This window comes from Microbacterium sp. Leaf288 (genome assembly GCF_001422925.1).
Classification (GTDB): domain Bacteria; phylum Actinomycetota; class Actinomycetes; order Actinomycetales; family Microbacteriaceae; genus Microbacterium.
Map to the genome: position 1 here is coordinate 383,897 of NZ_LMNI01000001.1, position 24,731 is coordinate 408,627.

Here is a 24,731-nt window from a genome sequence, read left to right on the forward strand (position 1 = left end):
CGGCTACCGTGAAGCGCGTGAACCACATCGATCTGCGACCCCTGGACGATGACGACCTCGACGCCGTCTTCGAGATGATGCGCGACCGTGAGGCGATCACGATGGCCGCATTCACCGCGGAGGATCCGGACGACCGCGCGGCCTTCGACGCGTGGATCGAACGGCAGCGTGCGATGGCCGACGTCCTCTCCTTCGTGGTCACGGAGAACGGCGGATTCGCCGGGACCGCGGCATCCTTCACCGTCGACGGCGACCGCGAGGTCACCTACTGGATCGCTCGTCACGCGTGGGGGCGGGGCGTCGCCACCGCGGCGGTGCGCCACCTCATCTCGCGCGAGCCCATCCGACCGCTGTTCGCCCGCGTTGCCGCCCACAATGCCGCCTCCATCGCCGTGCTCACGAAGGTCGGCTTCACCGAGGTGTCGCGCAACGTCGACTTCGCCCCGGGCGTCGGCCGCGAGATCGAGGAGATCGTCTTCGCGCTCCCGCCCGCCCTCGACGGCGCGTAGCCTTCGGGCGGCGCGGGCAAAAAGAAGAGGACCCCCTCTCGGGAGTCCTCTTCTGCGCTGTGCGCGAGGGGGGAGTTGAACCCCCACGCCCTTTCGGGCACTGGCACCTGAAGCCAGCGCGTCTGCCTATTCCGCCACTCGCGCGAGCCGCGGCATCCGGAGATCCCGCGAAACTCAACTTGCCGAGGATATCATGCGTCGCGGCCCCTTCCGAACTCTCCTGTCGGGAGGGCACGATCCATGACGGGTACAGCGTGTGCAATTAGCATGTAGCAACCGGCACCCCCCTCTAGAGGAGCTCCGTGGGACTACTTGACAGCTTCGAGAAAGGTCTGGAGCGCGCAGTCAACAGCGCGTTCGCCAAGACCTTCCGCAGCGGCATTCAGCCTGTCGAGATCGCATCGGCCCTGCGCAGCGAACTCGACAAGAAGGCGGCGGTCGTGAGCCGCGACCGCATCCTCGCGCCGAACACGTTCACGGTGCGCCTGTCGCCCGCCGACGACGATCGCATCTCGGCGCTCGGCGACGCGCTCCTGCACGAGCTCGACACGCTCGTCCATGCGCACGCGAAGGCGCAGGGGTACTCGTTCGCAGGTCCGGTGACGATCGCGATCCGCCGCGACGAGGAGCTGGCGACCGGCACCCTTCGCGTCGAGTCGTCGACGGCGCAGGGCGGCCGCGTCTCGTGGCGCGGCGTCGTGGACGTCGAAGGCCGTCGCATCCCCCTGACGAAGTCGCGCACGGTCATCGGCCGTGGCAGCGACGCCGACATCACGGTCGCCGACTCCGGCACCAGCCGCAAGCACGTCGAGATCCTGTGGGACGGCGAGCGCGCCATGGTGCGCGACCTGGGCTCGACCAACGGCACGATGCTCGACGGCCGCAAGGTGACCGAAGCGGCGCTCCCGCCAGACTCGACCGTGCGCATCGGCCGCACCGACATCGTGTTCCGCGTCGTCGCACAGGCGAGCGCGCCGCGGCCCGCAGCATCCGTCGACGATGCCACGCGGGCGTTCGACGCGCACGAGAGGGGCCCGCTGGCATGAGCGAGCTCACCCTGCTGCTGCTGCGCATCGGGTTCCTGGTGCTGCTGTGGGCGTTCGTCTTCGCCGTCGTCTATTCGCTGCGCGCCGACCTGTTCGGGGTGAAGGTGAGGCGGATGCCGGATGCTGCGGCCGCCGCAGCCGCCGCGCCCGTGGCGCCGGCTGCCGCCGCGTCGTCCGTGACCGGACCCGTCGCTCCGGCGGCGCCCGCTCCGGTCGCCAAGCCCGGCGGACCCGCCACGACCGCCACCGCGTCGCGCATCGTCATCACGAGCGGACCCAAGACCGGGCTCGAGCTCCCGCTGGGCAACGAGCCGCTCACGATCGGCCGCTCGAGCGAGTCGGGACTCGTCGTCCGCGACGACTACACGTCGAGCCACCACGCACGCCTGGTGCTGTGGGGCGACCAGTGGATGATCCAGGATCTCGACTCGACGAACGGCACGTGGCACGACGGTGCCCGTGTGACGGCCCCGGTCCCCGTGAACCTCGGCGCCCCGATCAAGGTCGGCGCGACGACGTTCGAGCTGCGGAAGTAGCGGGCGGACCTCTCGCACATGGTCTTCCAGGGCTCGAGCGCCGCGATCTCGCACACCGGCAAGGTGCGCTCCAACAACCAGGACTCCGGGTACTCCGGCTCCAACCTGTTCGTCGTGGCCGACGGCATGGGCGGTCACGCAGGCGGCGACGTCGCGTCGAGCCTCGCGATCTCGCGCCTGGAGGGGCTCGACCGCCCGTTCAACTCGACCGCCGAGGCGGAGCGGGCGCTGCGCGACGCGATCTCGGACGCTGCGGTCGACCTCGTCGACACCGTAGGCGTCCGGCCGGAGCTCGCCGGCATGGGCACCACGGTCAGCGCGCTGATCATGGTGGACGACTACGCCGTGATCGCCCACATCGGCGACTCGCGCATCTACCTGTACCGCGACGGCGCCCTCACGCAGATCACCACCGACCACACCTTCGTGCAGCGCCTCGTCGACTCGGGCCGCATCACGCCCGAAGAGGCGCGGTACCACCCGCGCCGCTCGGTGCTCATGCGCGTGCTCGGCGACATGGACACCGATCCCGAGCTCGACACGTTCATCATGCCGACGCAGCCGGGCGACCGCTGGCTGCTGTGCTCGGACGGCCTGTCGGGCGTGGTCGACGACCCTCACACGTCCAAAGCGCTCGGGCTGGGTCTGGCCCCGGGCCGCACGGCCGACAACCTGCTGAAGCAGGCCCTCGACGGCGGCGCCCCCGACAACGTCACGATCGTCATCGTCGACGTCGGCGGGCAGCATCCGCTCTTCTCGGGAACGCCCACCATCGTCGGCTCCGCGTCGAACCCGGTCGGCGTCGAGGTGCCCGCGGCGGCGCCCCGGCGTTCGAGCTGGCTGCACCCGAACCGCCAGGCGGCGAACGAGCCGACCCACTTCGAACCGGCCCCGGAGTTCCTCGAAGAGCTCATCGAGGAGGACCGGCGACGGGCACGCCGTCGCCGCGTCGGCTGGATCGCCGGCGTCGCACTCGTGCTCGTGATCATCGCCGGAGCCGCCTGGATCGGCTACCAGTGGACGCAGACCCGGTATTACGTCGGCGCCGACGAGGACACCGTCGTCATCTACCAGGGCGTGCAGCAGGGCATCGGGCCGATCTCGCTGTCGACCCCGTACGAAGACACCGAGATCCCTCTCGATTCGCTCTCGGACTTCGCCCGTGCGACGGTGGAACAGACCATCTCGGCGAACTCCCTGTCGCACGCGCGGCAGATCGTGTCGGGAATCAGCGACCTGGCGGGAGGCGGCGGATGAGCGCATCCACGGGCACGCCGACCGACGCCGTCTCGACCGACACGGCCGTGGTGCGGGCGCTGCGCCGCATCCGGGTTCCGCAGACGCAGCGCAACCGCGAGCTGGCGCTGCTGATCTTCGCGTTCGCGATCAACGGCTCGGCGATCGCGCTCGTGCAGCTCGGCTCCGAGGGCGTGATCGACTGGACGTTCCTCGTCTACTGCGGCGGTCTCACCGCCCTGGTCATCGCGCTGCACATCCTGCTGCGCCTGCGCGCCCGCGCCGCCGATCCGTTCGTGGTGCCGATCGCGACGCTTCTGACCGGGCTCGGTCTCGCGATGATCTACCGGCTCGATCTGTACGGGGACCGCCACGGGTGGGACGCGTTCTCGACGCGGCAGCTCGCGTGGGCGGCGATCGCGCTGGTCGCGGCGATCCTCGTGGTGATGTTCCTCAAGAACTACCGCGTGCTGTTCCGGTACACGTACATCTTCGGGTTCGTCGGCATCGTGCTGCTGATCCTGCCCGTGATCCCTGGCCTCAGCGGCGGCGGCAACGCCGACGTGTGGGTCGACCTCGGCTTCTTCACGTTCCAGCCGGGCGAGCTCGCGAAGATCGCGCTCGGCATCTTCTTCGCGGGCTATCTCGTCCGCACGCGCGAGAGCCTGACCTCGACGGGCACCCGCTTCCTCGGCATGACCTGGCCGCGAGCCCGAGAGCTCGGGCCGCTGCTCGTGATCTGGCTCGTGTCGCTCGGCATCATCGTGCTGCAGCGCGACCTCGGAACCGGTGTGCTCATCTTCGGCATGTTCGTCGCGATGCTCTACGTCGCCACGGGCAAGACCAGCTGGGTGCTCATCGGCGTCGTGCTCGCGGTGTCGGGCGCATTCCTCGCGTCGCGGATCCTGCCGTACGTCGGCGCACGGTTCAACAACTGGCTCGACGCGTTCAACCCCGAGCTGATGGACAACTCGAGCTACCAGCTCGTCAACGGCATCTTCGGCATGGCGAACGGCGGACTGCTCGGCACCGGCCTCGGCCAGGGGCGGCCGTACCTCACGCCGGTCGCGGAGAGCGACTACATCCTCCCGGCGCTCGGCGAGGAGCTCGGGCTCATCGGCGTCTTCGCGATCCTGTGCCTGTACATGGTGTTCACGAGCCGCGGGATCCGCATCGGCCTCGCCGGTCAGGACGACTTCGGCAAGCTCCTCGCGACCGGCCTGTCGTTCACGATCGCGCTTCAGGTCTTCATCATGGTCGGCGGCGTCACGCGTCTCATCCCGCTCACCGGCCTGACGACACCGTTCCTCGCGGCCGGCGGTTCGTCGCTGGTGGCGAACTGGATCATCGTCGCCCTGCTGCTGCGCATCTCGGATGCCGTCCGCAGCCGGCCGAGGGTGGTGATCGGCTGACATGACGAAGGAACTCAGGCGACTCAGCATCCTGATGCTGATCATGTTCCTCGCGCTGTTCGGGTCGACGAGCTGGATCCAGGTGATCCAGACCGACGAGCTCGCCGCGAACCCCGCGAACCGCCGGGCGCTCTACGACTCGTACGAGGTGCAGCGCGGATCGATCATCGCGAGCGGTTCGGCCATCGCGTCGTCGGTGCCGTCCGGCGATCTCTACAGCTGGCAGCGCGTGTACACGGATGCCGACATGTGGGCGCCCGTCACGGGCTACATCAACCCCGCCCTGAACTCGGCGACCGGCATCGAGCAGGCCATGAACCAGGAGCTCAGCGGCACGGCAGGATCGCAGTTCCTGTCGCGCGTGGAGCGCATCTTCACCGGGCAGCCGCCGCGCGGCTCGAACGTCGTGCTGTCGCTCGACGCCGACGTGCAGCGCGCGGCCTACGAGGCGCTGGGCGACCTGCAGGGCGGCGTCATCGCGATCGAGCCGTCGACGGGCCGCATCCTGGCATTGGTGACCAGCCCCAGCTACGACACGAACGTGCTGGCCTCGCACGCCACCGGCGAGGTGAACGCCGCGTACGACGCGCTGGTCGCCGACCCGGGCAAGCCGCTGTCGAACCGTGCGATCGCCGGCGACCTCAACCCGCCGGGCTCGACGTTCAAGCTCGTCGTCGCCTCCGCGGCCCTCGCGTCAGGCGACTACACGCCCGAGTCGACGCTCCCGAACCCCGCGACGTACCAGCTGCCGCAGTCGTCCAGCGTGGTGCACAACGCGAGCGGCGGGACGTGCGGCGGCGGCGACACCGTCACCCTCGCCGACGCGCTGCGGCTGAGCTGCAACATCCCGTTCGCGGAGCTCGCCGTCGAGCTCGGCGACACCGCGATCCGCGAAGAGGCCGAGAAATACGGCTTCAACCTGTCGTTCGAGCTGCCGCTCATCTCGACGCCGTCGGGCTACCCGCGCACGATCCAGGACGACGCGCAGACCGCGCTGAGCGGCTTCGGCCAGGGTCAGGTGACGGCCACGCCGCTGCAGATGGCGATGGTGTCGGCCGGCATCGCGAACGGCGGGATCGTGATGAACCCGCGCATGGTGGATCGTGTGATCGGCCCGGATCTGTCCGTTCAGAAGACCTTCGACGACAGTGAATTCGGGCGTGCCCTCGACACGGGACTGGCAGACGAGCTGGTGGCGATGATGGTCGCCAATGTCAGTGACGGTGCTGCGTCGGGTGCAAGAATAGACGGGGTCGACGTGGCCGGAAAGACGGGTACCGCGGAGAACACGGGCGATGAGCCGTACACGCTCTGGTTCACCGGGTTCGCACCCGCCGACAACCCCGAGGTCGCCGTCGCCGTGGTCGTCGAGGACGGCGGCAGGCAAGGACAATCGGGCAGCGGCAACACCATCGCCGCTCCTATCGCGAAGAAGGTCATGGAGGCGGTGCTGGGACGATGAGACCGACGCAGGGCGTGACCTTCGGCGGCCGTTACGAACTCGATTCGCGCATAGCGATCGGCGGCATGGGCGAGGTGTGGGAGGCGACAGACCACGTCATCGGACGAACTGTCGCCATCAAGATCCTCAAAGACGAGTACATGGGCGATCCGGGCTTCCTGGAGCGCTTCCGTGCCGAAGCCCGCCACGCGGCGCTCGTCAACCACGAGGGCATCGCCAGCGTGTTCGACTACGGCGAGGAGAACGGCAGCGCGTTCCTCGTGATGGAGCTCGTCCCCGGCGAGGCGCTGTCGACGATCCTCGAGCGCGACGACTCCCTGTCGACCGACAAGACGCTCGACATCGTCGCGCAGACGTCCGCTGCTCTGCAGGCCGCGCACGCGGCGGGCCTCGTGCACCGCGACATCAAGCCCGGGAACCTCCTCATCACGCCCGACGGGCGCGTGAAGATCACCGACTTCGGCATCGCGCGCATCGCCGACCAGGTGCCGCTGACCGCCACCGGCCAGGTCATGGGCACGGTCCAGTACCTGTCGCCGGAGCAGGCTTCGGGGCACCCGGCATCCCCGGCCACCGATATCTACTCGCTCGGCATCGTCGCGTACGAGTGCCTCGCGGGCAAGCGCCCGTTCACGGGCGAGTCGCAGGTCGCGATCGCGATGGCGCAGATCAACGAGCAGCCGCCTGCGCTGCCCGCGACGGTCGCCGTTCCGGTGCAGAACCTCGTCATGGCGATGATCGCCAAGAAGCCCGAAGAGCGCCCCGCGTCGGCTGCCGCCGTCGCGCGCGCCGCCACGGCGCTGCGCCGAGGCGATGTCGCCGCCGCGGCGGCGGCCGTTCCGGCGATCGCGGGTGTCGCGGCGGGCAGCGACGCGGCGACGCAGCTGCTGGCCTCCGGCTCCGACACGTCCGCGGCGACCCGCCTCATGCCCGCTCCGGGCGAGGAGCCCACCGAAGAGACGACCGAGAAGAAGAAGCGCAGCCCCTGGACGTGGCCGCTGATCGCGCTCATCGCGCTGCTGCTGCTCGTGCTGATCGGAACGATCTGGGCCGTGGTCGCGAACTCGGGCAACGAACCCGAGCCGGACCCGACGAAGACGTCGGCGTCGCCGTCCGCGACGCCGACCAACACACCGACGCCGACACCGACCACGGCGAACGTCGTCGCGGACGACTACGTCGGGCAGGACTGCGCCACCGCGTCTGCCGCGCTCGACACGCTCGGCCTCGGGGCGAGCTGCCAGGAGGGCAACGCCGCGCCCGACGAGGGCAGCGTGGGCAAGATCTACAGCGTCTCGCCGACGGGCAACGTGCCGAAGGGCACGATCATCGAGCTGACGGCGTACGCCGGGCAGACCCCGATGCCGGCACCTTCCACCCCGACGTTCCAGGGATCGCCGGCGACGGTCGAGCCCGGCGGCACCCTGACGGTGATGTGGGACGGCTACACCTGCCCGTCCGGCACCGGCTCGGTGAGCTCGTACACCTTCGCGGTGCAGAACGGCACCATCGCCAACGGCCCGAACTTCCCGCAGAACGCACGCAACGCGACGGTGACCGCGGGCGACACGGCCGGTCAGACCGTGATCGTCACGTACACCGTCACCTGCAGCGGCGGCACCGCGGGCAACCGCACGTCGGGCGCGTCCGGCGAGGCGACCGTGCTGATCGAGGCCGCAGCCCCGATCCCGACCCCCACGCCGTGAGCTTGGCTGAGTGAGTCCTCAAAGCGGGTCGTGCGGCACGTGCGACCCGCTCGGGCTCGGCTAGTGTGGCTGATGTTCCAGGCAGGGAGTGACCGTGACAGCTGAGCCGCGCGTGCTTTCGGGGCGCTATCGCATCGATGAGCCGATCGGCCGGGGCGGCATGGCGAGCGTCTATCGCGGCTACGACCTCACGCTCGGCCGCGAGGTCGCGATCAAGATCCTCGACCGCGAGCTCGCCGATGACAACGCGTTCCGCACGCGGTTCCGCCTCGAGGCGCAGGCTGCCTCGCGCATGGCCCATCCGACGATCGTGCGCGTCTACGACGCCGGCGAGGACTCTCTCACGGCTCCCGACGGCACGGTGCGTCCGGTGCCCTTCATCGTCATGGAGCTCGTCAAGGGCCGGCTCCTCAAGGAGATCATCGCCGCGGGCCCGGTCCCGGTGACGGATGCCGTCCGCTACGTCGACGGAATCCTCGAGGCCCTCGAGTACTCGCACCGCGCGGGTGTGGTGCATCGCGACATCAAGCCGGGCAACGTCATGGTCACCGACGCGGGCCAGGTGAAGGTGATGGACTTCGGCATCGCGCGCGCGGTGTCGGACTCGTCGTCGACGGTCGCCGAGACGACCCAGATCCTCGGCACCGCCGCCTACTTCTCGCCCGAGCAGGCCAAGGGGGAGCCGGTCGACGCCCGCGCCGACGTCTATTCGACGGGCGTCGTGCTGTACGAGCTCCTCACCGGGCGCCAGCCGTTCCGCGGCGAGTCGCCCGTCGCGGTGGCTTACCAGCATGTCAGCGAGGCGCCGCTGCCGCCGTCCGAGGTCAACGACACCGTGCCCCGGGCTCTGGACACCGTCGCTCTGCGCGCTCTCGCGAAGGACCCGTTCCAGCGCTACCAGGACGCCGCAGGCTTCCGCGAGGCGCTCGACGCGACGGTCGACGGCCGGCAGCCCTCCAAGCGCCAGGTGGGCGCACTCACGAGCGAGCTGTACGGGCCCAACCCGCGGCAGGCTGCCGAGACCGCGCGGTCGCTGCGCCAGCTCAGCACAGACACCACGATGAAGCGCACGCAGGCCGGTCCGCCGGTGGCGTGGATCTGGGCCGGCGTGGCCCTGCTCGCGGTGCTGCTCATCTCCCTGCTGTTCTGGGTGCTCACGATCCAGCCGCGCGACGACCTCCCGGGCAACGTGCGCGAGGTGCCGGACGTGTCGGGGATGACCTACGAGCGCGCGAACGACACCCTCGCCGAATCGGACCTCCGCGCGATCCGCGTGGACGAGGAGAGCACCGACGTCGCGGCGGGCAACGTCATCCGCACCGATCCCGAGGGGGGGACGTCGGTCGCACCCGATCAGCAGGTGAAGGTCTACGTGTCGACCGGGCAGCAGATGTCGACGGTTCCGACACTCACCGGCCTCGGACAGGAGGCTGCGACCTCGGCCATCACCGGCGCCGGGCTGCAGCTGGGCACCGTCACGCAGCAGAATGACAAGGATCTCGCTGCAGGCACGGTGATCTCGAGCACCCCCGTCGACGGGGCGAGCGTGCCCACCGGCTCGATGGTCAACCTCGTCGTCGCCTCGGGCCGCGTGGCCATCAACGACGTGCGCGGCTACACCGTCGATGCCGCGACGCGTGAGCTCGAGAACCTCGGCCTCACGGTGATCCCGGCGGAAGACCCGAACTGCGCGGGCTCCACCCCGCCGACCGTGTCGTCGCAGTCGCTCACGCCGGGCGACGTCCCGGTCCACTCCGAGATCACGCTGACCTACTGCACGGGCGCCTGACCCGGAGGGCAGACGGCCCGAGGGCTCAGCGCCTCGGGCTCAGCGCAGCGCCGCGGGACGCGGCATCCGTGTATCCGATCGATGCGAGCCAGTTGCCGAGCAGGCGGTAGCCGCCCTCGGTCAGCACGCTCTCGGGATGGAACTGCACCCCGAGGATCGGCGCGGTCCGGTGGGCGACGCCCATGATCACCCCGCTCGCCGTGCGACTCGTGACGACGAGGTCATCGGGGAGCGTCTCGGGCACGATCGCGAGGGAGTGGTAGCGCGTGGCTGTGAACGGGTCGGGCAGCCCTGTGTACAGGAGCGAGCCGTCGTGGTGCACGAGCGAGGTCATGCCGTGCATGAGCTCGGGCGCGTGATCGACGGTGGCTCCGTACGCCTCGCCGATCGCCTGGTGACCGAGACAGACACCGAGGAGAGGGATGCCGCCGGCCGCCGCCGCGCGGACCACTTCGATCGATGCGCCCGCGTCGGCGGGCGTGCCGGGTCCAGGGGAGACGAGGACGCCGGGCCGCCCCGCGATGTCGCGCGACGGATCGGCGAGGGCGTCCGCCTCGACGAGCTCGGTGCCGGCGCCGAGTTCGTGAAGGTACCCGATCAGGGTGTGGACGAAGCTGTCGTGGTTGTCGACGACGAGGATCGGCGCCGACGAGGAGGAGCGGTCGGTCACGACAGCGGCGTCGGAGTCGACGCCGCGGGCAGGGTGACGGTGACCTCCTGCGGGTTCACGAACTGACTGACCCAGGGGAAGGCGTAGAAGAGGAGGCCGTACAGCACCGCGGCGATCAGCACGAGCAGGATGAGGACCCGCACCCACCACGGGCCGGGGAGGATCCGCCACAGACCCGCGTACATCAGGCCACCGCCTGGAGGGAGGCGGGCTCCTCGCCCGACGCTGTGCGGGGGGTGAACGACTCGAACACGCCGTACGCCACGATGCGCTCGGTCATCGCGTACATCGGGCTGCAGCTGGTCAGCGTGATGTAGGCCGTGCCCGCGGGGACGTCCATCTGCTGGGGGACCGGAAGGAGCACCTCGACCTCGTTCGGCGTGACGTACTGGAGTGTGCGGAAGCGGTACGTGTACCACCCCGCCTGCGTCTCGACGACGATCGCGTCGCCGACGTGCAGATCGGCGATGCGGTTGAAGGGCTTGCCCCACGTGGTGCGGTGCGCGGCGAGCGCGAAGTTGCCCGCTTCGCCCGGCATCTTGGTGCCGGGGTAGTGGCCGATGCCGATGGGATCGAGGGTACGGGCCCGCGTGACGCCGCCGGCCATCGGGACGGCGTAGTCCGCGCCGAACCGGGGGATCCGCATGATCGCGAACGTCTGGCCGTCGGCGGGTTCGGCCAGCACGGGCGGAGGGGCGGTGACGGGCACCACCTCGGGGTCGGTGCCGGCGTCGGTCGGGGCGGGGGCCGCCTCGGGGTTCTGATCCTCGTACTGCGCCTGCCACTCCTGCGACAGCTCCGTGCCCTCGGCGTTGCGCTCGGCGCCGTAGATGAGGTCGCCCACCCAGAGCTGCCACACGACGTAGAGGAGCACGACGACGCCGGCAGTGATGAGCACCTCGCCGATGACGCCGACGACGGAGGTTCGCCGACGCGGAGTTCGAGTCCCGCGGGCAGCTCGCCTCGGTCCGGGCAACGCGTCATCCACAGGTGGATTCTAATCAGGGCGGGCTGTGGCGTGGCTGGCAGTTAGACTCTTCTGCATGGCACGACCCGGCAAAGACGACGACTCGCTCGTCGAGCGCGCAGAAGGCGAAGCCGCACCCAACCCGGTGTGGTTCAAGCCGATCATGATCGGACTGATGCTCATCGGTCTGGTGTGGATCCTCGTCTTCTACTTGAGCGGCATGGCGTTCCCGATCCCCGACATCGGGGCATGGAACCTCGTGATCGGCTTCGGCATCGCCTTCATCGGCTTCCTGATGACGACGCGCTGGCGGTAAGCGACACTTCGAAAGAGAAACCCCGGTCTATGACGACCGGGGTTTTTCCATGCCCGGATGCTGCAGATCGGGCCGATCCGCAGTTGTTAACAAGTCTGTTAACACCTGTGAATTACACGGGTGTGATTCTCCCCAGGGTGTGGATGAGCCTGTGGATAACTCTGTTCAGAGGATCACGAGGGCCGGGAAGACGACCGGCACGAACAGCAGCGCCACGAGTCCCGCGCCGACCGCGACGAGAAGCCCGATCTGCAGCCCGCGCTGGCGGAGGGCACGCGTGCGCGTGTAGATGAATGCGACGAGCAGGCCGACGAGCAGGCCGCCGACGTGCGCCTGCCACGACACGTTGAATCCGGGAATGAACCCGATCACGAGGTTGATTCCGAGCACGAGGGCGATGCCGGCGATGTTCGCGCCGATGTGCCGCCCGATCACGAGGAGCGCCCCGAAGAGGCCGAAGATGGCACCGGATGCCCCGACCACGGGCGTCGTGAACGACAGCAGCGTCACGGCGACGGAGCCGCCGAGCGCGCTCAGGAGGTAGAGCGTGAGGAAGCGCCAGCGGCCGAGGAGCGGCTCGAGACTGCGACCGATCATCCACAGGGCGAGCATGTTGAGTCCCACATGCCAGATGCCCGAATGCACCAGAGCGACGGTGAGCAGACGCCAGGGCTGTGAGGTGCCCCGGAACTCGGGGTAGAGCAGCGGCGCCCAGTAGTACAGCGCGTCCTGGATGGCGCCGCCGACGCCGGGGATGAGCGTGAGGAGGTAGACGAAGGCCGTGATCCCGATGATCGAGTAGGTCACGACGGGCCGGCCCGACGACGCCGACACCGCGCGTGGGCGCGACCAGCGCCGCTCGGCCTTCTTCTGCGCCGGCGACTGCGCCTTCTGCTGGTCGCGGAGGCACTCCGGGCAGATGACCCCGACGGCGGCCTGCGTCTGGCATTCCGGGCAGATCGTGCGCAGGCACCGCTGGCACAGCACGAAGCTCTGCCGGTCGGGATGCCGGTAGCAGAAGTTGTCGCGGTTGCGCTGGAAGTCCTGCGTGCTCACGTGGGCCCCGTCTCTGTCTCGCCTGGGCTCAGGGATGCGGATGGCCCGGGGCGGCGGTCGCCGCCCCGGGCCCGATGACGCGCGCGCTCAGACCGCGGCGATGTCGATCGACTCGATGACGACGGGCTCGACCGGGCGGTCGCCCGCCGCCGTCGGCACCTCGGCGATCGTGTCGACGACGGCCTTCGACGCGTCGTCGACGACCTCGCCGAAGATCGTGTGCTTGCCCTGCAGCCACTCCGGGCCGCGGCCGCCCTGGCCGGGGACGGTGATGAAGAACTGCGAGCCGTTGGTGCCCTCGGGCTGGCCGGTGATCGCGTTGCGGCGCAGGCCTGCGTTCGCCATGGCGAGCTTGTAGGGAGCGGTGAAGGTGAGCTCGCCGCTGATCTCGTCGTTGAAGTTGTAGCCCGGGCCGCCCACGCCCTGACCGAGCGGGTCGCCGCCCTGGATCATGAAGCCCGAGATGATGCGGTGGAAGATGACGTCCTTGTACAGCGGGCCTTCGCCCGGCTTGCCGGTCGCCGGGTGCGTCCACGCCTGCGAACCGTCGGACAGGCCGATGAAGTTCTGCACGGTGCGAGGAGCCTGGTCGCCGAACAGGTTGACGACGATGTCGCCGTAGTTGGTGTGGATCGTTGCGACAGCTGTGTGAAGCGGCATGTCTACATTGTCTCAGAGTTCCCTGCAACCCCTCCCGTCTCACCGGTGGTCTGGCAAGATGAAGAGACCGACATCCCCACAACAGGGAGGGCAAACCGTGAGCCTCAGCCGCAAGCGCAAGAAGGAACTCGAGAAGCTGCAGAAGCAGGCCGGAAACCTCTGGGAGGCCCAGCAGGTTCTGGTCGGGGAGGCCGCGACCGTCGCCCGCGAGGCGAGCCGTCAGCTCGGTCACTACGGCCGCGAGCAGGTCAAGCCGCAGGTGCAGGCCGGCTACGACAAGTACGCCGCCCCCTATGTCGACAAGGGCAAGAAGGTCGTCAACAAGACCGTCATCCCCGCGGCGGGCGCCGTCGTCGGCTCTGCGCTGTCGGTGTGGGACGCCGCCAACGAGCAGCGCTCGCGCCTGGCGGACGGCCGCGGCATCAGCCTTCCGTCCTCGTGGGCCAAGGCGGCACCCGTTCCGGCGAAGAAGGGCATCGGCGCCGGCGGCGTGATCGCCATCATCCTCGGCGTCGCCGCCGCGGTCGGCGTGCTCTACGCCGCGTGGCAGACGCTGCGCGCCGACGACGAGCTCTGGGTCGCGGACGACCCGCTGCGCGCACCGGATGCCTGAGCCCACCACGGGTGAGGCTCTGACAGGCGTCGATCGCGTTCGCGCGGCGGCGGCCGAGCGTGGGCTCGAGGTCGAGATCCGGGAGCGTCCGGCGGCGAACAGCCTGCCGGAGGCTGCCGCGATCCTCGGCATCCCGCCGTCGGGCATCGTGAAGACGCTCGTCGTCAAGCGCAGCGACGACACCTACCTGTTCGCCCTCATCCCGGGCGACCGTGCGATCTCATGGCCCAAGCTGCGCGCCGTCGTCGGGGTGAACAAACTTCAGCTGCCGGATCCTGCGCGCGCCCTCGCGGCCACCGGCTACGAGCGGGGCACCATCGTGCCGCTCGGCAGCACGCACGACTGGCCTTTGTACGCCGACGCCGAGATCGTGGGGCAGCGCATCGCGATGGGGGCGGGCGCCCACGGCTACAGCATGTTCGTCGACGCCGACGCGCTCATCGCCGCCTACGGCGCGACGGTCGCCGACATCTCGCAGCCCATCGACTGACGGCATCCGTCGCCATCAGTGCGTCGACGGAAGTTCGATCCCCGCCATCTCGAGGGCGATGTCGACGAGCTTGACCCGTTGCAGCGCGCGGACCTCGGGGAGTGTGAACCAGTCGGCGCGATCGGTCGACCCGTCGGTCTCGTTGCGCAGGCGCCCGCCGGTGATGCGGGCACGGTAGACGATGCGCAGCGTGTGCAGCGGCAGGTCTGCGCCGGGCTTGAGACGGCGCCCCGGCGGGATCACGCGGGAATGGATGCCGAGCAGCCCGTCGATCTCGACGCGGTAGCCGGTCTCTTCCCTGACCTCGCGGCGCGCGGCGCTCTCGGGGTCCTCTCCGGCCTCGAGGCCGCCGCCCGGCATCGTCCACGCGGCGCGACGGCCCTCGTTCCAGTGCGCGAGCAGGACGCGGTCGTGATCATCCACGATCACCGCGTACGCCGCGACGCGCAGGTCCATGCTTCACCCTAACTGCGCGGGGCCCCGGGGAGAATGCAGAAGCCGGTCCCTCTCGGAACCGGCTTCGTGTCTGTGGAGCCTAGGAGATTCGAACTCCTGACATCCTGCTTGCAAAGCAGGCGCTCTACCAACTGAGCTAAGGCCCCGGGGCTTACGGTGGGGCTACCAGGACTTGAACCTGGGACCTCTTCATTATCAGTGAAGCGCTCTAACCGCCTGAGCTATAGCCCCGTTTGACTGCGGAACCTGCGCTCCGCAACCTCCAAGACTTTACCCGACGAATCCGGATTTCACGAATCGGGCTGGTTGACTGGGGTCGTGACAGAGATTTCCCATCCTGGTGAACCGCACGGGGTCCGGCTGGGGGAGCGCCTCAACTGGCTCCGCGCCGGTGTTCTCGGCGCGAACGACGGCATCGTCTCGGTCGCGGCGCTGGTCGTCGGCGTCGCGGGCGCGACGACCGACACCGCCGCGCTGTTCACCGCCGGCATCGCCGGCCTCGTCGGCGGTGCGATCTCGATGGCGCTCGGCGAGTACGTCTCGGTGAGCAGTCAGCGCGACTCCGAGCGGGCGCTGATCGCCAAAGAGCGCGGCGAACTGCGTGAGATGCCCGAAGAGGAGCTCGAGGAGCTCACCCAGCTCTACCGCGACCGCGGGCTGTCGGATGCGACGGCACGTCAGGTCGCCCACGAGCTCACCGCACACGACGCGCTGTCTGCCCACCTCGAGGTGGAGCTGCACATCGACCAGAACGACCTCGTGAACCCGTGGCACGCCGCGATCTCGTCGGCCATCTCGTTCACTCTCGGTGCGCTGCTGCCGTTCCTCGCGATCCTTCTCCCGCCGCCCGAGTGGCGCGTGCCGGTCACCTTCGTGGCGGTGCTCATCGCGCTGGCCGTCACAGGCACGGTCTCGGCGCACCTGGGCGGCGCTCCGAAGGGGAGGGCTGCGATCCGCCTCGTCATCGGCGGCGCGCTGGCCCTCGTCGCGACGTGGCTCATCGGGACGCTGCTCGGGACCACGGTGGTCTGACCCGCAGACGCAGAGCGCCGGCATCCGGGATCGAGATCCACGGATGCCGGCGCTCGGGCGGTTGCGTCAGTTGGAGGTGAAGCCGACCAGCAGGCCGCCCGTCACCTTGACCGCGAGGTTGTAGATGCCCGCGATCACGGCGCCGAGCACCGTGACGACCACGAGGTTCAGGATCGCGACGACGGCCGAGAAGGCCAGGACCTGCGGGAAGCTCACGAACTGCGACAGCAGGATGCTGCCGTCGGAGAAGCTCGAGAAGAACTCGTCGGCCTTGGCGATCAGGCCGGTGGTCTGCACCACCAGGAAGACCATCACGAATGCCACCACCGTCACGACCGCGATGGCGATCGCGGCGAGGAAGGACAGCTTCACCGCGGACCAGAAGTCCACGTACACCAGACGCAGGCGAACCTGCTTGGCGCTGGTCTTGTGACTCGATTTCTTGGCGAGCTTGTCGGCTACCGTGCTCATGCGTCAGTGCTCTCTTCGGGGGTCTGGGGAGAGGCATCCGATTCGAGGGTGTCGTTCGACTGGGGGGTCTCGGGTGACGGTGCTGCTTCAGCCCCGTCGGTGGATGCGTCCTCGGATTCTTCTGCGAGGCCTCGTTCGCCGTTGCGCGCGATCGCGAGGATGCGATCGTCGTCGCCGGAGCGGGCGAACACGACACCCATCGTGTCTCTGCCCTTGGCGGGGACCTCGGCCACGGCAGAGCGTACCACCTTGCCGCTGGCAAGAACCACCAAGACCTCGTCGTCCTCGGAGACGATGAGTCCGCCCGCGAGATCGCCGCGATCCTCGCTCAGCTTGGCCACCTTGATGCCCAGTCCGCCGCGGTTCTGCATGCGGTACTGATCGACCGCGGTGCGCTTCGCGTACCCGCCTTCGGTCACGACGAAGACGTACCCGTCGTCGGCTGCGACGGACGCTGACAGCAGGCTGTCGCCCGCGCGGAAGTCCATTCCCTTCACACCGGACGTCGAGCGACCCATCGGGCGCAGCGCCGAATCGGTCGCCGAGAAGCGCAGTGACATGCCGTGGCGGCTGATGAGGAGGATGTCGTCGCCCTCGTCGACCAGCAGCGCGCTGACCACCTCGTCGTCGGGGCCGGCCTCGGCCTCGTCGCCCTCCTCGGGCACCTGCCCACGGAGCTTGATCGCGATGATGCCGCCCTGGCGGTTGGTGTCGTACTCGGTCAGACGCGTCTTCTTGACGAGGCCGCTGCGGGTCGCGAGCACGAGGTAGGTCGCGACCGAGTAGTCGCGGATGTCGAGGATCTGGGCGATCTCTTCATCGGGCTGCAGCGCGAGAAGGTTCGCGACGTGCTGGCCCTTGGCATCGCGCCCGGCCTCCGGCACCTCGTACGCCTTCGAGCGGTACACGCGGCCCTTGTTCGTGAAGAACAGCAGCCAGTGATGCGTGGTGGTGACGAAGAAGTGCTCGACCACGTCGTCGGCGCGCAGCTGCGCGCCCTTGACGCCCTTGCCGCCGCGGTGCTGCTGGCGGTAGTTGTCGCTGCGCGTGCGCTTGATGTAGCCGGCGCGCGTGACCGAGATGACCATCTCCTCTTCGGGGATCAGGTCCTCCATCGACATGTCGCCGTCGAATCCGTGGAGGATGTGCGTGCGGCGCTCGTCGCCGAACTTGTCGACGATCGCCGTGAGCTCTTCGCGGATGATGTCGCGCTGACGCTGCGGCGTTGCCAGGATCTCTCGGTAATCGGCGATCTGCAGTTCGAGCTCGGCGGCCTCGTCGATGATCTTCTGTCGCTCGAGGGCCGCGAGGCGGCGCAGCTGCAGCTGGAGGATCGCGTCGGCCTGCGCCTCGTCGACGTCGAGGAGCTTCTGCAGACCCTCGTTCGCCTCCTGCGCGTTGGGCGACCGCCGGATGAGCGCGATGACCTCATCGAGTGCGTCGAGCGCCTTCAGGTAGCCGCGCAGGATGTGCATGCGCTCTTCGGCCTTGCGCAGGCGGTAGCTGGTGCGGCGGACGATGACATCGATCTGGTGCTCGAGCCACAGCGTGACGAAACCATCGAGCGACAGCGTGCGCGGCACGTTGTCGACGATCGCGAGCATGTTGGCGCCGAAGTTCTCCTGCAGCTGGGTGTGCTTGTACAGGTTGTTCAGCACGACCTTGGCGACGGCATCCCGCTTCAGGACCACGACGAGACGCTGACCGGTGCGGTCCGAGGTCTCGTCGCGGATGTCGGCGATGCCCGTGATCTTGCCGTCGCGCGCAAGGTCGCCGATCTTGACCGCGAGGTTGTCGGGGTTCACCTGGTAGGGCAGTTCGGTGATGACGAGGCACGTGCGGCCCTGGATCTCTTCGATCGAGACGACGGCGCGCATCGTGATCGAGCCGCGGCCGGTGCGGTAGGCCTCGCGGATGCCCTTGGTGCCGAGGATCTGCGCGCCGGTCGGGAAGTCCGGACCGGGGATGCGCTCCATCAGCGCCTCGAGCAGCTCCTCGCGCGATGCCTCCGGGTGCTCGAGCGCCCAGAGCGCGCCGGCGGACACCTCACGGAGGTTGTGCGGCGGGATGTTGGTCGCCATGCCGACCGCGATGCCGACGGAACCGTTGACGAGGAGGTTCGGGAAGCGCGCCGGCAGCACCGACGGCTCCTGGGTCTGACCGTCGTAGTTGTCGTGGAAGTCGACGGTCTCTTCCTCGATGTCGCGCACCATCTCGAGCGCGAGCTGAGCCATCTTGGTCTCGGTGTACCGCGGGGCGGCGGCGCCCATGTTGCCGGGCGAGCCGAAGTTGCCCTGCCCCTGCGCGAGCGGGTAGCGCAGCGACCACGGCTGCACGAGACGGACGAGGGCGTCGTAGATCGCGGTGTCACCGTGCGGGTGGTACTGACCCATGACCTCGCCGACGACGCGCGCGCACTTCGAGAACGACTTGTCGGGACGGAACCCGCCGTCGTACATGCCGTAGATCACGCGGCGGTGCACGGGCTTCAGGCCGTCGCGCACGTCGGGGAGCGCGCGGCCGATGATGACGGCCATCGCGTAATCCAGGTAGCTGCGCTGCATCTCGAGCTGCAGGTCCACCTGGTCGATCCGGCCGTGGTCGTGTTCGGCATTCACGTCGGGACGTTCGTCTTCTGCCATGTCTTCTGTCTCGTCTTCTTCGATTCTTCGTTGCGTTTCGAGATCGTCCTGCGGCGTTTCGACTCGCTCCGCTCGCTCAACGACCGGGGCAGCTCGCTGCGCTCGCCTGTGCTAGATGTCGAGGAAGCGGACGTCCTTGGCATTGCGCTGGATGAACGTGCGGCGCGACTCGACGTCCTCGCCCATCAGCACGGAGAAGATCTCGTCCGCGGCGGCCGCGTCGTCGATGGTCACCTGGCGGAGCGTGCGCGTGGAGTGGTCCATCGTGGTCTCCCACAGCTCCTTGGCGTTCATCTCGCCGAGACCCTTGTAACGCTGGATGCCCTCCTTGGGGATCCGCTTGCCGTTCGCGAGCCCGTCGGCGAGCAGCGCGTCGCGCTCCTTGTCGGAGTAGACGTACTCGTGCGCGGAGTTGGTCCACTTCAGGCGGTAGAGCGGCGGCATCGCGAGGTACACGAACCCCGCCTCGATGAGCCCGCGCATGTAGCGGAACAGCATGGTGAGCAGCAGCGTGGTGATGTGCTGGCCGTCGACATCGGCATCCGCCATCAGCACGATCTTGTGATAGCGGGCCTTGTCGATGTCGAAGTCCTCGCCGATGCCCGTGCCGAAGGCCTGGATCATCGCCTGGACCTCGCGGTTGCCGAGCGCCTTGTCGAGGCGCGCGCGCTCGACGTTCAGGATCTTGCCGCGCAGCGCCAGGATCGCCTGCGTGTGCGGGTCGCGGCCCTGCACCGCGGAGCCGCCGGCCGAGTCGCCCTCGACGAGGAAGATCTCGCTGATCGAGGGGTCCTTGCTGGTGCAGTCCTTGAGCTTGTCGGGCATCGCCGCCGACTCGAAGACGCTCTTGCGGCGTGCGGTCTCTCGCGCCTTGCGGGCCGCCATGCGCGCGGTTGCGGCGTCGACGGCCTTCGTGATGACGCGCTTCGCCTGCACGGGGTTGCGGTCGAGCCAGTCGGCGAGCTGGTCGCCCACGACCTTCTGCACGAACGCCTTGGCCTCGGTGTTGCCGAGCTTGGTCTTGGTCTGTCCCTCGAACTGCGGCTCGGAGAGCTTGACCGAGATCACGGCGGTGAGACCCTCGCGGATGTCGTCGCCGGTGAGGTTGTCGTCCTTCTCCTTGAGGAGGTTCTTGTCGCGCGCGTACGTGTTGATGCGCGTGGTCAGCGCCGCACGGAAGCCTTCCTCGTGCGTGCCGCCCTCGTGCGTGTTGATGGTGTTCGCGAAGGTGAAGACGTTCTCGGTGTAGCTCGAGGTCCACTGCATCGCGAGTTCGAGCGAGATGTGGCGGACCGTGTCCTCCGACTCGATCTCGATGATCTCCTCGTTCACGACGTCGGCGTGACGCACCTTGTTGAGGTACTCGACGTAGTCGACGAGGCCCCGCTCGTAGTGGAAGTCGTCGAACGGCTGACGCTCCTCAGAGCCTCCGCCCTCGGCATCCGTGACGTAGGTCGAGGAGGGGCGCTCGTCGGACAGCGTGATGCGCAGGCCCTTGTTGAGGAACGCCGTCTGCTGGAACCGCGTGCGCAGCGTGTCGTAGTCGAAGTTCACCGACTCGAAGATGGTGTCGTCGGGCCAGAACTGGATGATCGTTCCGGTCTCTTCGGTCGGCTCGCCCTTCGCGAGCGGCGCCTGCGGCTGCCCGCCGTCGCGGTAGGACTGGCGCCAGACGTGCCCCTGGCGCTTCACCTCTACCTCGAGGCGCGTCGACAGCGCGTTCACCACCGACGAACCGACACCGTGGAGACCACCCGACACCGCATACCCGCCGCCGCCGAACTTTCCACCGGCGTGGAGCACGGTCAGAACGACCTCGACGGTCGACTTGCCCTCGGTGCGGTGGATGTCGACCGGGATGCCGCGGCCGTTGTCGACACAGCGGATGCCGCCGTCGGGCAGGATCGTGACGTTGATCGTGTCGCAGTAGCCGGCGAGGGCCTCATCGACGGAGTTGTCGACGATCTCGTACACGAGGTGGTGGAGGCCGCGCTCACCGGTCGAGCCGATGTACATGCCGGGGCGCTTGCGGACGGCCTCGAGGCCCTCGAGCACCTGGATGGCGTCTGCCCCGTAGTCGCCGGGAGTTCCGTTGGGAGCCGGAGCGGGCTTTTCGGGTTCCTCGGAAACGTTATCGGGGTTGTCAGACGTCATCTTCGCGAGGGCTCCAAATCCTTCGACACGGGCCCTGACAGTCTATCGGGTAACGGCCCGATCACAGCGCTCTACGCCCCTGTGAGGGGATGGAAATCGCCTGGATGCCTCCCGACGTGGCTTATCCGTAGGTATCGCGCGGACCGCGCCCTGGAATCGTTCTGGGACCCCATTTCCAGGAGGGGACGTCCGGCCCGATGAAGCGGACCGCGTTCACCCCGGCCTCGGGGTACCGGCGGACGATCTCCGAGAGGATCTGCGCGCGCATCAGCTGGAGCTGCTTGGCCCACGCCGTCGAGTCTGCCTGGATGGTGAGGGTGCCGTCCGAGAACGCGACCGGCCGGGTGTGCTTCGCGGTGTCCTCGCCGGCCACCTGATCCCACGCACGGACGACGTCCTCCCGCGCCAGCTGAGGATCCCATCCGGCCTCGCGGGTGAGGTCGGCGAGCACGTCGCCGACGCCGCGCGGGTCGCGCCCCGGGGCGAACGGGATGTTCTCGTCGTCCGCGGTGCGCCGGCGGCGCTTGCGGTACGACCGGGCCGAGGGCTCGAGACCGCGCAGACGCAGGTACGTCGAGATCGTCTCCGGGACGGCCGTGCGATCGAGAGGGGCGGGCTTCTGGGGAGTGGCCGCCGGCTCTTCGGGGCGTTCAGGCATCGGCCGCCTCCGACTCGACGGGACCCACGATGCGGCCGGCCTCGACACGCACCATCCGAGCGCGCAGCTCACCGGGCACATCGCCCTCGACCGCGGCGGTGACCACGACCTGCTCGTAGTCGGCCGCGAGGTGCGCCAGGCGTGCGCGGCGGTCGGTGTCGAGCTCGGCGAAGACGTCGTCGAGGATCAGCACCGGGTCTCCGAGGCGCGAATCCGCGCGCAGCAGCTCCGCCGACGCGAGCCGGAGCGAGAGGGCGACCGACCACGACTCGCCGTGCGATGCGTACCCCTTCACCGGAAGCCCGCGGATCCGCAGCAGCAGGTCGTCACGGTGCGGCCCCACCAGCGTGAGCCCGCGCTCGAGCTCGGATGTGCGCTTCGCCGCGAGCGCCTGACGGAAGAGCTCTGCGATGCGGGTGGTCGAGGCATCCGTCCTCGCGGTCTCGGCGTCTGGGCCCGGCGCCGCGCCGACGCCCGAATCCCCGTCTTCGCCGGTTTCGGCGCCGGCGACCGAGAGCGCCCACTCGATCTCGGGGTTGTGGTCGGCCCCGGCGATGGCGGTGTAGGCCGCGGCGAGCGGGGTCGCCAGGTCGGTCGCGAGGGCGAGGCGCGCCGCGATGAGCTCGGTGCCGAGCGAGACGAGCTTCTCGTCCCAGACATCGAGGGTCGAAAGCGCGTCGCCGCGGATGCCGCGCGCCTTCGCCGACTTCAGCAGCGCGGTGCGCTGCTTGAGCACGCGGTCGTAGTCGGCCAACACCGCGGCCATGCGCGGAGTGCGCTGCACCAGGAGCTGGTCGGCGAAGCGGCGGCGCGCAGACGGATCGCCGCGCACGATCTGCAGATCCTCGGGGGCGAAGAGCACGACCTGCGCGTAGCGGGGAAGCTCCGCCGGCTTAACCGGAGCGCCGTTCACCCGCGCCTTGTTGGAACCCTGCCGGTTCACCTGCGCCTCGAGCTGCACGCGACGCTCGCCGTGGGCCAGTCGCGCGCGGATGATCGCGGCATCCGCCCCGTCACGCACCATGGGTGCGTCGTTCGATACCCGATGCGAGCCCAGAGTCGCGAAGAAGCCGATGGCCTCGGCGAGATTCGTCTTGCCCTGGCCGTTGCGGCCGACGAACACGTTCGGACCGGGCCCGAGCTCGACGTCGGCGGCCGCGTAGTTGCGGAAGTCGACGAGACTCAGGTGCTCCACGATCACCGGACAAGCCTAATGACGTGCTCCGACGACGGGCTGATCAGCGAAGCAGCAGGTTGGGCTGCAGCAGGTAGCGGAACGAGTCCGAGCCGGCGCGGTCGACCGAGGTCTGCGGCGTGATGAGCACGGGACTCAGCTTGTTCGCGTTCTCGCTCGAGGTGAACGTGATGCGCACGAACTCGCTCTTCACGGCGCCGAGCGACTCGAGCAGGTACTGGGGGTTCAGACCCAGGGTGACTTCGTCGCCGCCGAGCAGCGTCGCGTCGACGGACTCGGTGGCGCGAGCCTGCTCGGTGCCCGAGGCATCCATCGACACACTGTCGGCCGTGAAGGTGAAGCGCAGCGGGGCCGAGCGGTCCAGGACGAGCGACACACGGCGCACGGCCTCGGCGAGCTCGGCGGTGTTGACGACCGCGTGGTGCTCGGTCTGCTCGGGGAACAGGCGCCGAACCGGCGGGAAGTTGCCCTTGATGAGCAGTGAGGTCACGGTCTTGTTGCCGGCGGTGAAGGCGATGATCTCGCGGTCACCCGACCCTGAGAAGGCGATCGAGATGTCGCCGCCGTGCGCGAACGTCTTGCCGACCTCGGTCAGGGTGCGCGCGGGCACGAGTGCGGTCGTCGACTCGTCGCTCGCTGTGGTGCCGCCGTCCCACGGGATCTCGCGGAGCGCGACGCGGTAGCGGTCGGTGGCGACGAGGCTGAGGCTCGTTCCCGAGACCTCGAGCTGCACGCCGGTGAGCACCGGGGTGACGTCGTCGCGCGATGCGGCGAACGCGACCTGCGCGATCGCGGTGGCGAAGTCCTCGGAGGGCACGAGACCGGAGTCACCGGTCACCTCGGGGATCGCGGGGTACTCCTGCACCGGCATCGAGGCGAGGGTGAAGCGCGCGGAACCACAGGTGAGCAGGATGCCGCCGTCTTCGTCGACCTCGATCTGGATCGGTGCGTTCGGCAGACGGCTGGCGATGTCGGAGAGCAGCCGGCCGTGGACGAGGATCGTGCCCGGCTCGTCGACGGTCGCCTCGATCGTGGTGCGCGCAGACGCTTCGTAGTCGAACGCGGCGAGCGAGAGGCCTTCAGCGGATGCCTCGATCAGCACGCCCGCGAGGATCGGCTGAGGGTTGCGCTGCGGCAGGAGTTTGACGACGAACGATACGGCTTCGCTGAACACATCGCGATTGACGTGGAACTTCACGAACGCTCCCTCTGCAGCGGGCCCTTCGACTGCGGGCTCGGGGTTCTCATGCTAGTGCCAGCCTCGGAGATTGCCAGTCCGCCGTCTCGTCTCGGGGCTTGTCCACCGCAAAGGTGATCGGACGGGTTTCATCACAAAGATTTCTTGTCATGGTGTTAACGGCTGTGGAAACTGTGGACAACTGCCGCGTTGCCAGTCGGGAGAGGGAAACCACACGCTTGTGAGTTGTGGAGACGCTCCGGAGAGCGATCGGAAAGACGAATGACAAAACCTGTGGAGTCCGCAATCCATCCACAGGTCTCCCCCGCTCGTTCACAGCAGTTTCCGCAGCTTGGGAGAGTTATCCACAGGTTTTCCACACTGTGCAGAACCGGAATAATGGCCCTGCTCCCCGCGCGTGTCAAGAACTTCTTCGGGCATATGCGACGAGGGGCCGGCGCGTCGTGACGCACCGGCC

Annotated in this window: 24 protein-coding genes and 3 tRNA genes; 12 read left to right on the forward strand and 15 right to left on the reverse strand. The window is 68.7% G+C overall.

What is annotated here, in order from left to right:
- Window positions 1–17: 17 nt before the first annotated feature.
- The gene (locus ASF40_RS01645; protein WP_082496838.1) at window positions 18–509 is read left to right on the forward strand and encodes a GNAT family N-acetyltransferase; all 492 of its coding nucleotides are present in this window, start codon (window positions 18–20) and stop codon (window positions 507–509) included.
- A gap of 60 nt (window positions 510–569) precedes the next feature.
- On the opposite strand, the gene ASF40_RS01650 is transcribed toward ASF40_RS01645, so the two are convergent.
- Window positions 570–653 (reverse strand) — tRNA-Leu (locus ASF40_RS01650).
- A 158-nt stretch (window positions 654–811) separates the two neighbouring features.
- Between ASF40_RS01650 and ASF40_RS01655 the strand changes: the two genes are divergently transcribed.
- The 7 genes from ASF40_RS01655 to pknB all read left to right on the forward strand — a co-directional run bounded on the left by ASF40_RS01655 (window position 812) and on the right by pknB (window position 9,696).
- A complete protein-coding gene (locus ASF40_RS01655) occupies window positions 812–1,555 on the forward strand; it encodes an FhaA domain-containing protein (protein WP_056365504.1) in 744 nt (247 codons plus the stop codon).
- Window positions 1,552–2,091 carry an FHA domain-containing protein FhaB/FipA gene (locus ASF40_RS01660; protein WP_056365506.1) on the forward strand — a complete coding sequence of 180 codons (540 nt, stop codon included), beginning with the start codon at window positions 1,552–1,554 and terminating at the stop codon, window positions 2,089–2,091. The genes ASF40_RS01655 and ASF40_RS01660 overlap by 4 nt, the downstream gene beginning before the upstream one ends.
- 18 nt (window positions 2,092–2,109) lie before the next feature.
- On the forward strand, window positions 2,110–3,348 hold the full coding sequence (locus tag ASF40_RS01665) for a PP2C family protein-serine/threonine phosphatase (RefSeq protein ID WP_056365509.1): 1,239 nt from the start codon (window positions 2,110–2,112) through the stop codon (window positions 3,346–3,348).
- Complete coding sequence (locus tag ASF40_RS01670; protein WP_056365512.1) at window positions 3,345–4,739, forward strand: FtsW/RodA/SpoVE family cell cycle protein; 1,395 nt, start codon at window positions 3,345–3,347, stop codon at window positions 4,737–4,739. The genes ASF40_RS01665 and ASF40_RS01670 overlap by 4 nt, the downstream gene beginning before the upstream one ends.
- Window position 4,740: 1 nt before the next feature.
- Window positions 4,741–6,201: a peptidoglycan D,D-transpeptidase FtsI family protein gene (locus ASF40_RS01675; RefSeq protein ID WP_056365517.1), complete on the forward strand. Its 1,461-nt coding sequence runs from the start codon at window positions 4,741–4,743 to the stop codon at window positions 6,199–6,201.
- Window positions 6,198–7,907, forward strand: coding sequence for a serine/threonine-protein kinase (locus tag ASF40_RS01680; RefSeq protein WP_056365519.1), 1,710 nt, complete (start codon window positions 6,198–6,200; stop codon window positions 7,905–7,907). The genes ASF40_RS01675 and ASF40_RS01680 overlap by 4 nt, the downstream gene beginning before the upstream one ends.
- Before the next feature lie 94 nt (window positions 7,908–8,001).
- The gene (pknB, locus tag ASF40_RS01685; protein ID WP_082496839.1) at window positions 8,002–9,696 is read left to right on the forward strand and encodes a Stk1 family PASTA domain-containing Ser/Thr kinase; all 1,695 of its coding nucleotides are present in this window, start codon (window positions 8,002–8,004) and stop codon (window positions 9,694–9,696) included.
- Between the two features lie 25 nt (window positions 9,697–9,721).
- Here pknB and ASF40_RS01690 read toward each other — a convergent pair whose 3' ends face one another.
- From ASF40_RS01690 to ASF40_RS01700, 3 genes are read right to left on the reverse strand one after another with little or no spacing between them, the layout of a single operon-like run.
- The gene (locus ASF40_RS01690) at window positions 9,722–10,366 is read right to left on the reverse strand and encodes an anthranilate synthase component II (RefSeq protein WP_056365522.1); all 645 of its coding nucleotides are present in this window, start codon (window positions 10,364–10,366) and stop codon (window positions 9,722–9,724) included.
- Window positions 10,363–10,551: a hypothetical protein gene (locus ASF40_RS01695; protein WP_056365525.1), complete on the reverse strand. Its 189-nt coding sequence runs from the start codon at window positions 10,549–10,551 to the stop codon at window positions 10,363–10,365. The genes ASF40_RS01690 and ASF40_RS01695 overlap by 4 nt, the downstream gene beginning before the upstream one ends.
- A complete protein-coding gene (locus ASF40_RS01700) occupies window positions 10,551–11,354 on the reverse strand; it encodes a class E sortase (protein WP_235560091.1) in 804 nt (267 codons plus the stop codon). Before ASF40_RS01700 ends, ASF40_RS01695 begins: the two co-directional genes overlap by 1 nt.
- Window positions 11,355–11,409: 55 nt before the next feature.
- Here ASF40_RS01700 and ASF40_RS01705 point away from each other — a divergent pair, with 55 nt between their 5' ends.
- Window positions 11,410–11,649 (forward strand): cell division protein CrgA, encoded by a 240-nt coding sequence (locus tag ASF40_RS01705; protein WP_045301992.1) that lies wholly within the window; start codon window positions 11,410–11,412, stop codon window positions 11,647–11,649.
- Window positions 11,650–11,814: 165 nt separating this feature from the next.
- On the opposite strand, the gene ASF40_RS01710 is transcribed toward ASF40_RS01705, so the two are convergent.
- Together ASF40_RS01710 and ASF40_RS01715 are read right to left on the reverse strand one after the other, a co-directional pair.
- A complete protein-coding gene (locus ASF40_RS01710; RefSeq protein WP_056365528.1) occupies window positions 11,815–12,705 on the reverse strand; it encodes a rhomboid family intramembrane serine protease in 891 nt (296 codons plus the stop codon).
- A gap of 87 nt (window positions 12,706–12,792) precedes the next feature.
- Window positions 12,793–13,365: a peptidylprolyl isomerase gene (locus ASF40_RS01715; RefSeq protein ID WP_056365531.1), complete on the reverse strand. Its 573-nt coding sequence runs from the start codon at window positions 13,363–13,365 to the stop codon at window positions 12,793–12,795.
- A 97-nt stretch (window positions 13,366–13,462) separates the two neighbouring features.
- On the opposite strand from ASF40_RS01715, the gene ASF40_RS01720 reads away from it, so the two are divergent.
- Entirely contained in the window at window positions 13,463–13,978 is a 516-nt protein-coding gene (locus ASF40_RS01720) for a hypothetical protein (protein ID WP_056365534.1), read from the forward strand.
- Window positions 13,971–14,468: an aminoacyl-tRNA deacylase gene (locus ASF40_RS01725; protein WP_056365536.1), complete on the forward strand. Its 498-nt coding sequence runs from the start codon at window positions 13,971–13,973 to the stop codon at window positions 14,466–14,468. The genes ASF40_RS01720 and ASF40_RS01725 overlap by 8 nt, the downstream gene beginning before the upstream one ends.
- Before the next feature lie 15 nt (window positions 14,469–14,483).
- Here ASF40_RS01725 and ASF40_RS01730 read toward each other — a convergent pair whose 3' ends face one another.
- The 3 genes from ASF40_RS01730 to ASF40_RS01740 form a co-directional block, all read right to left on the reverse strand.
- Window positions 14,484–14,924, reverse strand: a complete 441-nt coding sequence (locus ASF40_RS01730) for an NUDIX hydrolase (RefSeq protein ID WP_056365541.1) — start codon at window positions 14,922–14,924, stop codon at window positions 14,484–14,486.
- A 73-nt stretch (window positions 14,925–14,997) separates the two neighbouring features.
- Window positions 14,998–15,070: transfer RNA gene (locus tag ASF40_RS01735), tRNA-Ala, on the reverse strand.
- Window positions 15,071–15,081: 11 nt separating this feature from the next.
- A tRNA-Ile gene (locus ASF40_RS01740) sits at window positions 15,082–15,155 on the reverse strand.
- An 87-nt stretch (window positions 15,156–15,242) separates the two neighbouring features.
- Between ASF40_RS01740 and ASF40_RS01745 the strand changes: the two genes are divergently transcribed.
- Window positions 15,243–15,956, forward strand: coding sequence for a VIT1/CCC1 transporter family protein (locus ASF40_RS01745; protein ID WP_082496793.1), 714 nt, complete (start codon window positions 15,243–15,245; stop codon window positions 15,954–15,956).
- A 66-nt stretch (window positions 15,957–16,022) separates the two neighbouring features.
- Here ASF40_RS01745 and ASF40_RS01750 read toward each other — a convergent pair whose 3' ends face one another.
- The 6 genes from ASF40_RS01750 to dnaN all read right to left on the reverse strand — a co-directional run bounded on the left by ASF40_RS01750 (window position 16,023) and on the right by dnaN (window position 24,274).
- Window positions 16,023–16,427, reverse strand: a complete 405-nt coding sequence (locus ASF40_RS01750; RefSeq protein ID WP_045301979.1) for a DUF3566 domain-containing protein — start codon at window positions 16,425–16,427, stop codon at window positions 16,023–16,025.
- The gene (gyrA, locus tag ASF40_RS01755; RefSeq protein WP_056365544.1) at window positions 16,424–19,069 is read right to left on the reverse strand and encodes a DNA gyrase subunit A; all 2,646 of its coding nucleotides are present in this window, start codon (window positions 19,067–19,069) and stop codon (window positions 16,424–16,426) included. The genes ASF40_RS01750 and gyrA overlap by 4 nt, the downstream gene beginning before the upstream one ends.
- Window positions 19,070–19,180: 111 nt before the next feature.
- Entirely contained in the window at window positions 19,181–21,223 is a 2,043-nt protein-coding gene (gene gyrB, locus ASF40_RS01760; protein ID WP_056365547.1) for a DNA topoisomerase (ATP-hydrolyzing) subunit B, read from the reverse strand.
- Between the two features lie 121 nt (window positions 21,224–21,344).
- Complete coding sequence (locus tag ASF40_RS01765) at window positions 21,345–21,881, reverse strand: DUF721 domain-containing protein (RefSeq protein WP_056365549.1); 537 nt, start codon at window positions 21,879–21,881, stop codon at window positions 21,345–21,347.
- Window positions 21,874–23,082 (reverse strand): DNA replication/repair protein RecF, encoded by a 1,209-nt coding sequence (gene recF, locus ASF40_RS01770; RefSeq protein WP_056365552.1) that lies wholly within the window; start codon window positions 23,080–23,082, stop codon window positions 21,874–21,876. The genes ASF40_RS01765 and recF overlap by 8 nt, the downstream gene beginning before the upstream one ends.
- A gap of 37 nt (window positions 23,083–23,119) precedes the next feature.
- Window positions 23,120–24,274, reverse strand: coding sequence for a DNA polymerase III subunit beta (dnaN, locus tag ASF40_RS01775; RefSeq protein ID WP_056365554.1), 1,155 nt, complete (start codon window positions 24,272–24,274; stop codon window positions 23,120–23,122).
- Between the last annotated feature and the right edge of the window lie 457 nt (window positions 24,275–24,731).

Bases quoted from the DNA above. Each gene is read 5' to 3' on its own strand.
- ASF40_RS01660 (WP_056365506.1), top strand. From the start codon at position 1,552: ATGAGCGAGCTCACCCTGCTGCTGCTGCGCATCGGGTTCCTGGTGCTG.
- ASF40_RS01665 (WP_056365509.1), top strand. From the start codon at position 2,110: ATGGTCTTCCAGGGCTCGAGCGCCGCGATCTCGCACACCGGCAAGGTG.
- ASF40_RS01670 (WP_056365512.1), top strand. From the start codon at position 3,345: ATGAGCGCATCCACGGGCACGCCGACCGACGCCGTCTCGACCGACACG.
- ASF40_RS01675 (WP_056365517.1), top strand. From the start codon at position 4,741: ATGACGAAGGAACTCAGGCGACTCAGCATCCTGATGCTGATCATGTTC.
- ASF40_RS01680 (WP_056365519.1), top strand. From the start codon at position 6,198: ATGAGACCGACGCAGGGCGTGACCTTCGGCGGCCGTTACGAACTCGAT.
- ASF40_RS01695 (WP_056365525.1), bottom strand. From the start codon at position 10,551: ATGTACGCGGGTCTGTGGCGGATCCTCCCCGGCCCGTGGTGGGTGCGG.
- ASF40_RS01705 (WP_045301992.1), top strand. From the start codon at position 11,410: ATGGCACGACCCGGCAAAGACGACGACTCGCTCGTCGAGCGCGCAGAA.
- ASF40_RS01715 (WP_056365531.1), bottom strand. From the start codon at position 13,365: ATGCCGCTTCACACAGCTGTCGCAACGATCCACACCAACTACGGCGAC.
- ASF40_RS01725 (WP_056365536.1), top strand. From the start codon at position 13,971: ATGCCTGAGCCCACCACGGGTGAGGCTCTGACAGGCGTCGATCGCGTT.
- ASF40_RS01730 (WP_056365541.1), bottom strand. From the start codon at position 14,924: ATGGACCTGCGCGTCGCGGCGTACGCGGTGATCGTGGATGATCACGAC.
- ASF40_RS01750 (WP_045301979.1), bottom strand. From the start codon at position 16,427: ATGAGCACGGTAGCCGACAAGCTCGCCAAGAAATCGAGTCACAAGACC.
- gyrA (WP_056365544.1), bottom strand. From the start codon at position 19,069: ATGGCAGAAGACGAACGTCCCGACGTGAATGCCGAACACGACCACGGC.
- gyrB (WP_056365547.1), bottom strand. From the start codon at position 21,223: ATGACGTCTGACAACCCCGATAACGTTTCCGAGGAACCCGAAAAGCCC.
- ASF40_RS01765 (WP_056365549.1), bottom strand. From the start codon at position 21,881: ATGCCTGAACGCCCCGAAGAGCCGGCGGCCACTCCCCAGAAGCCCGCC.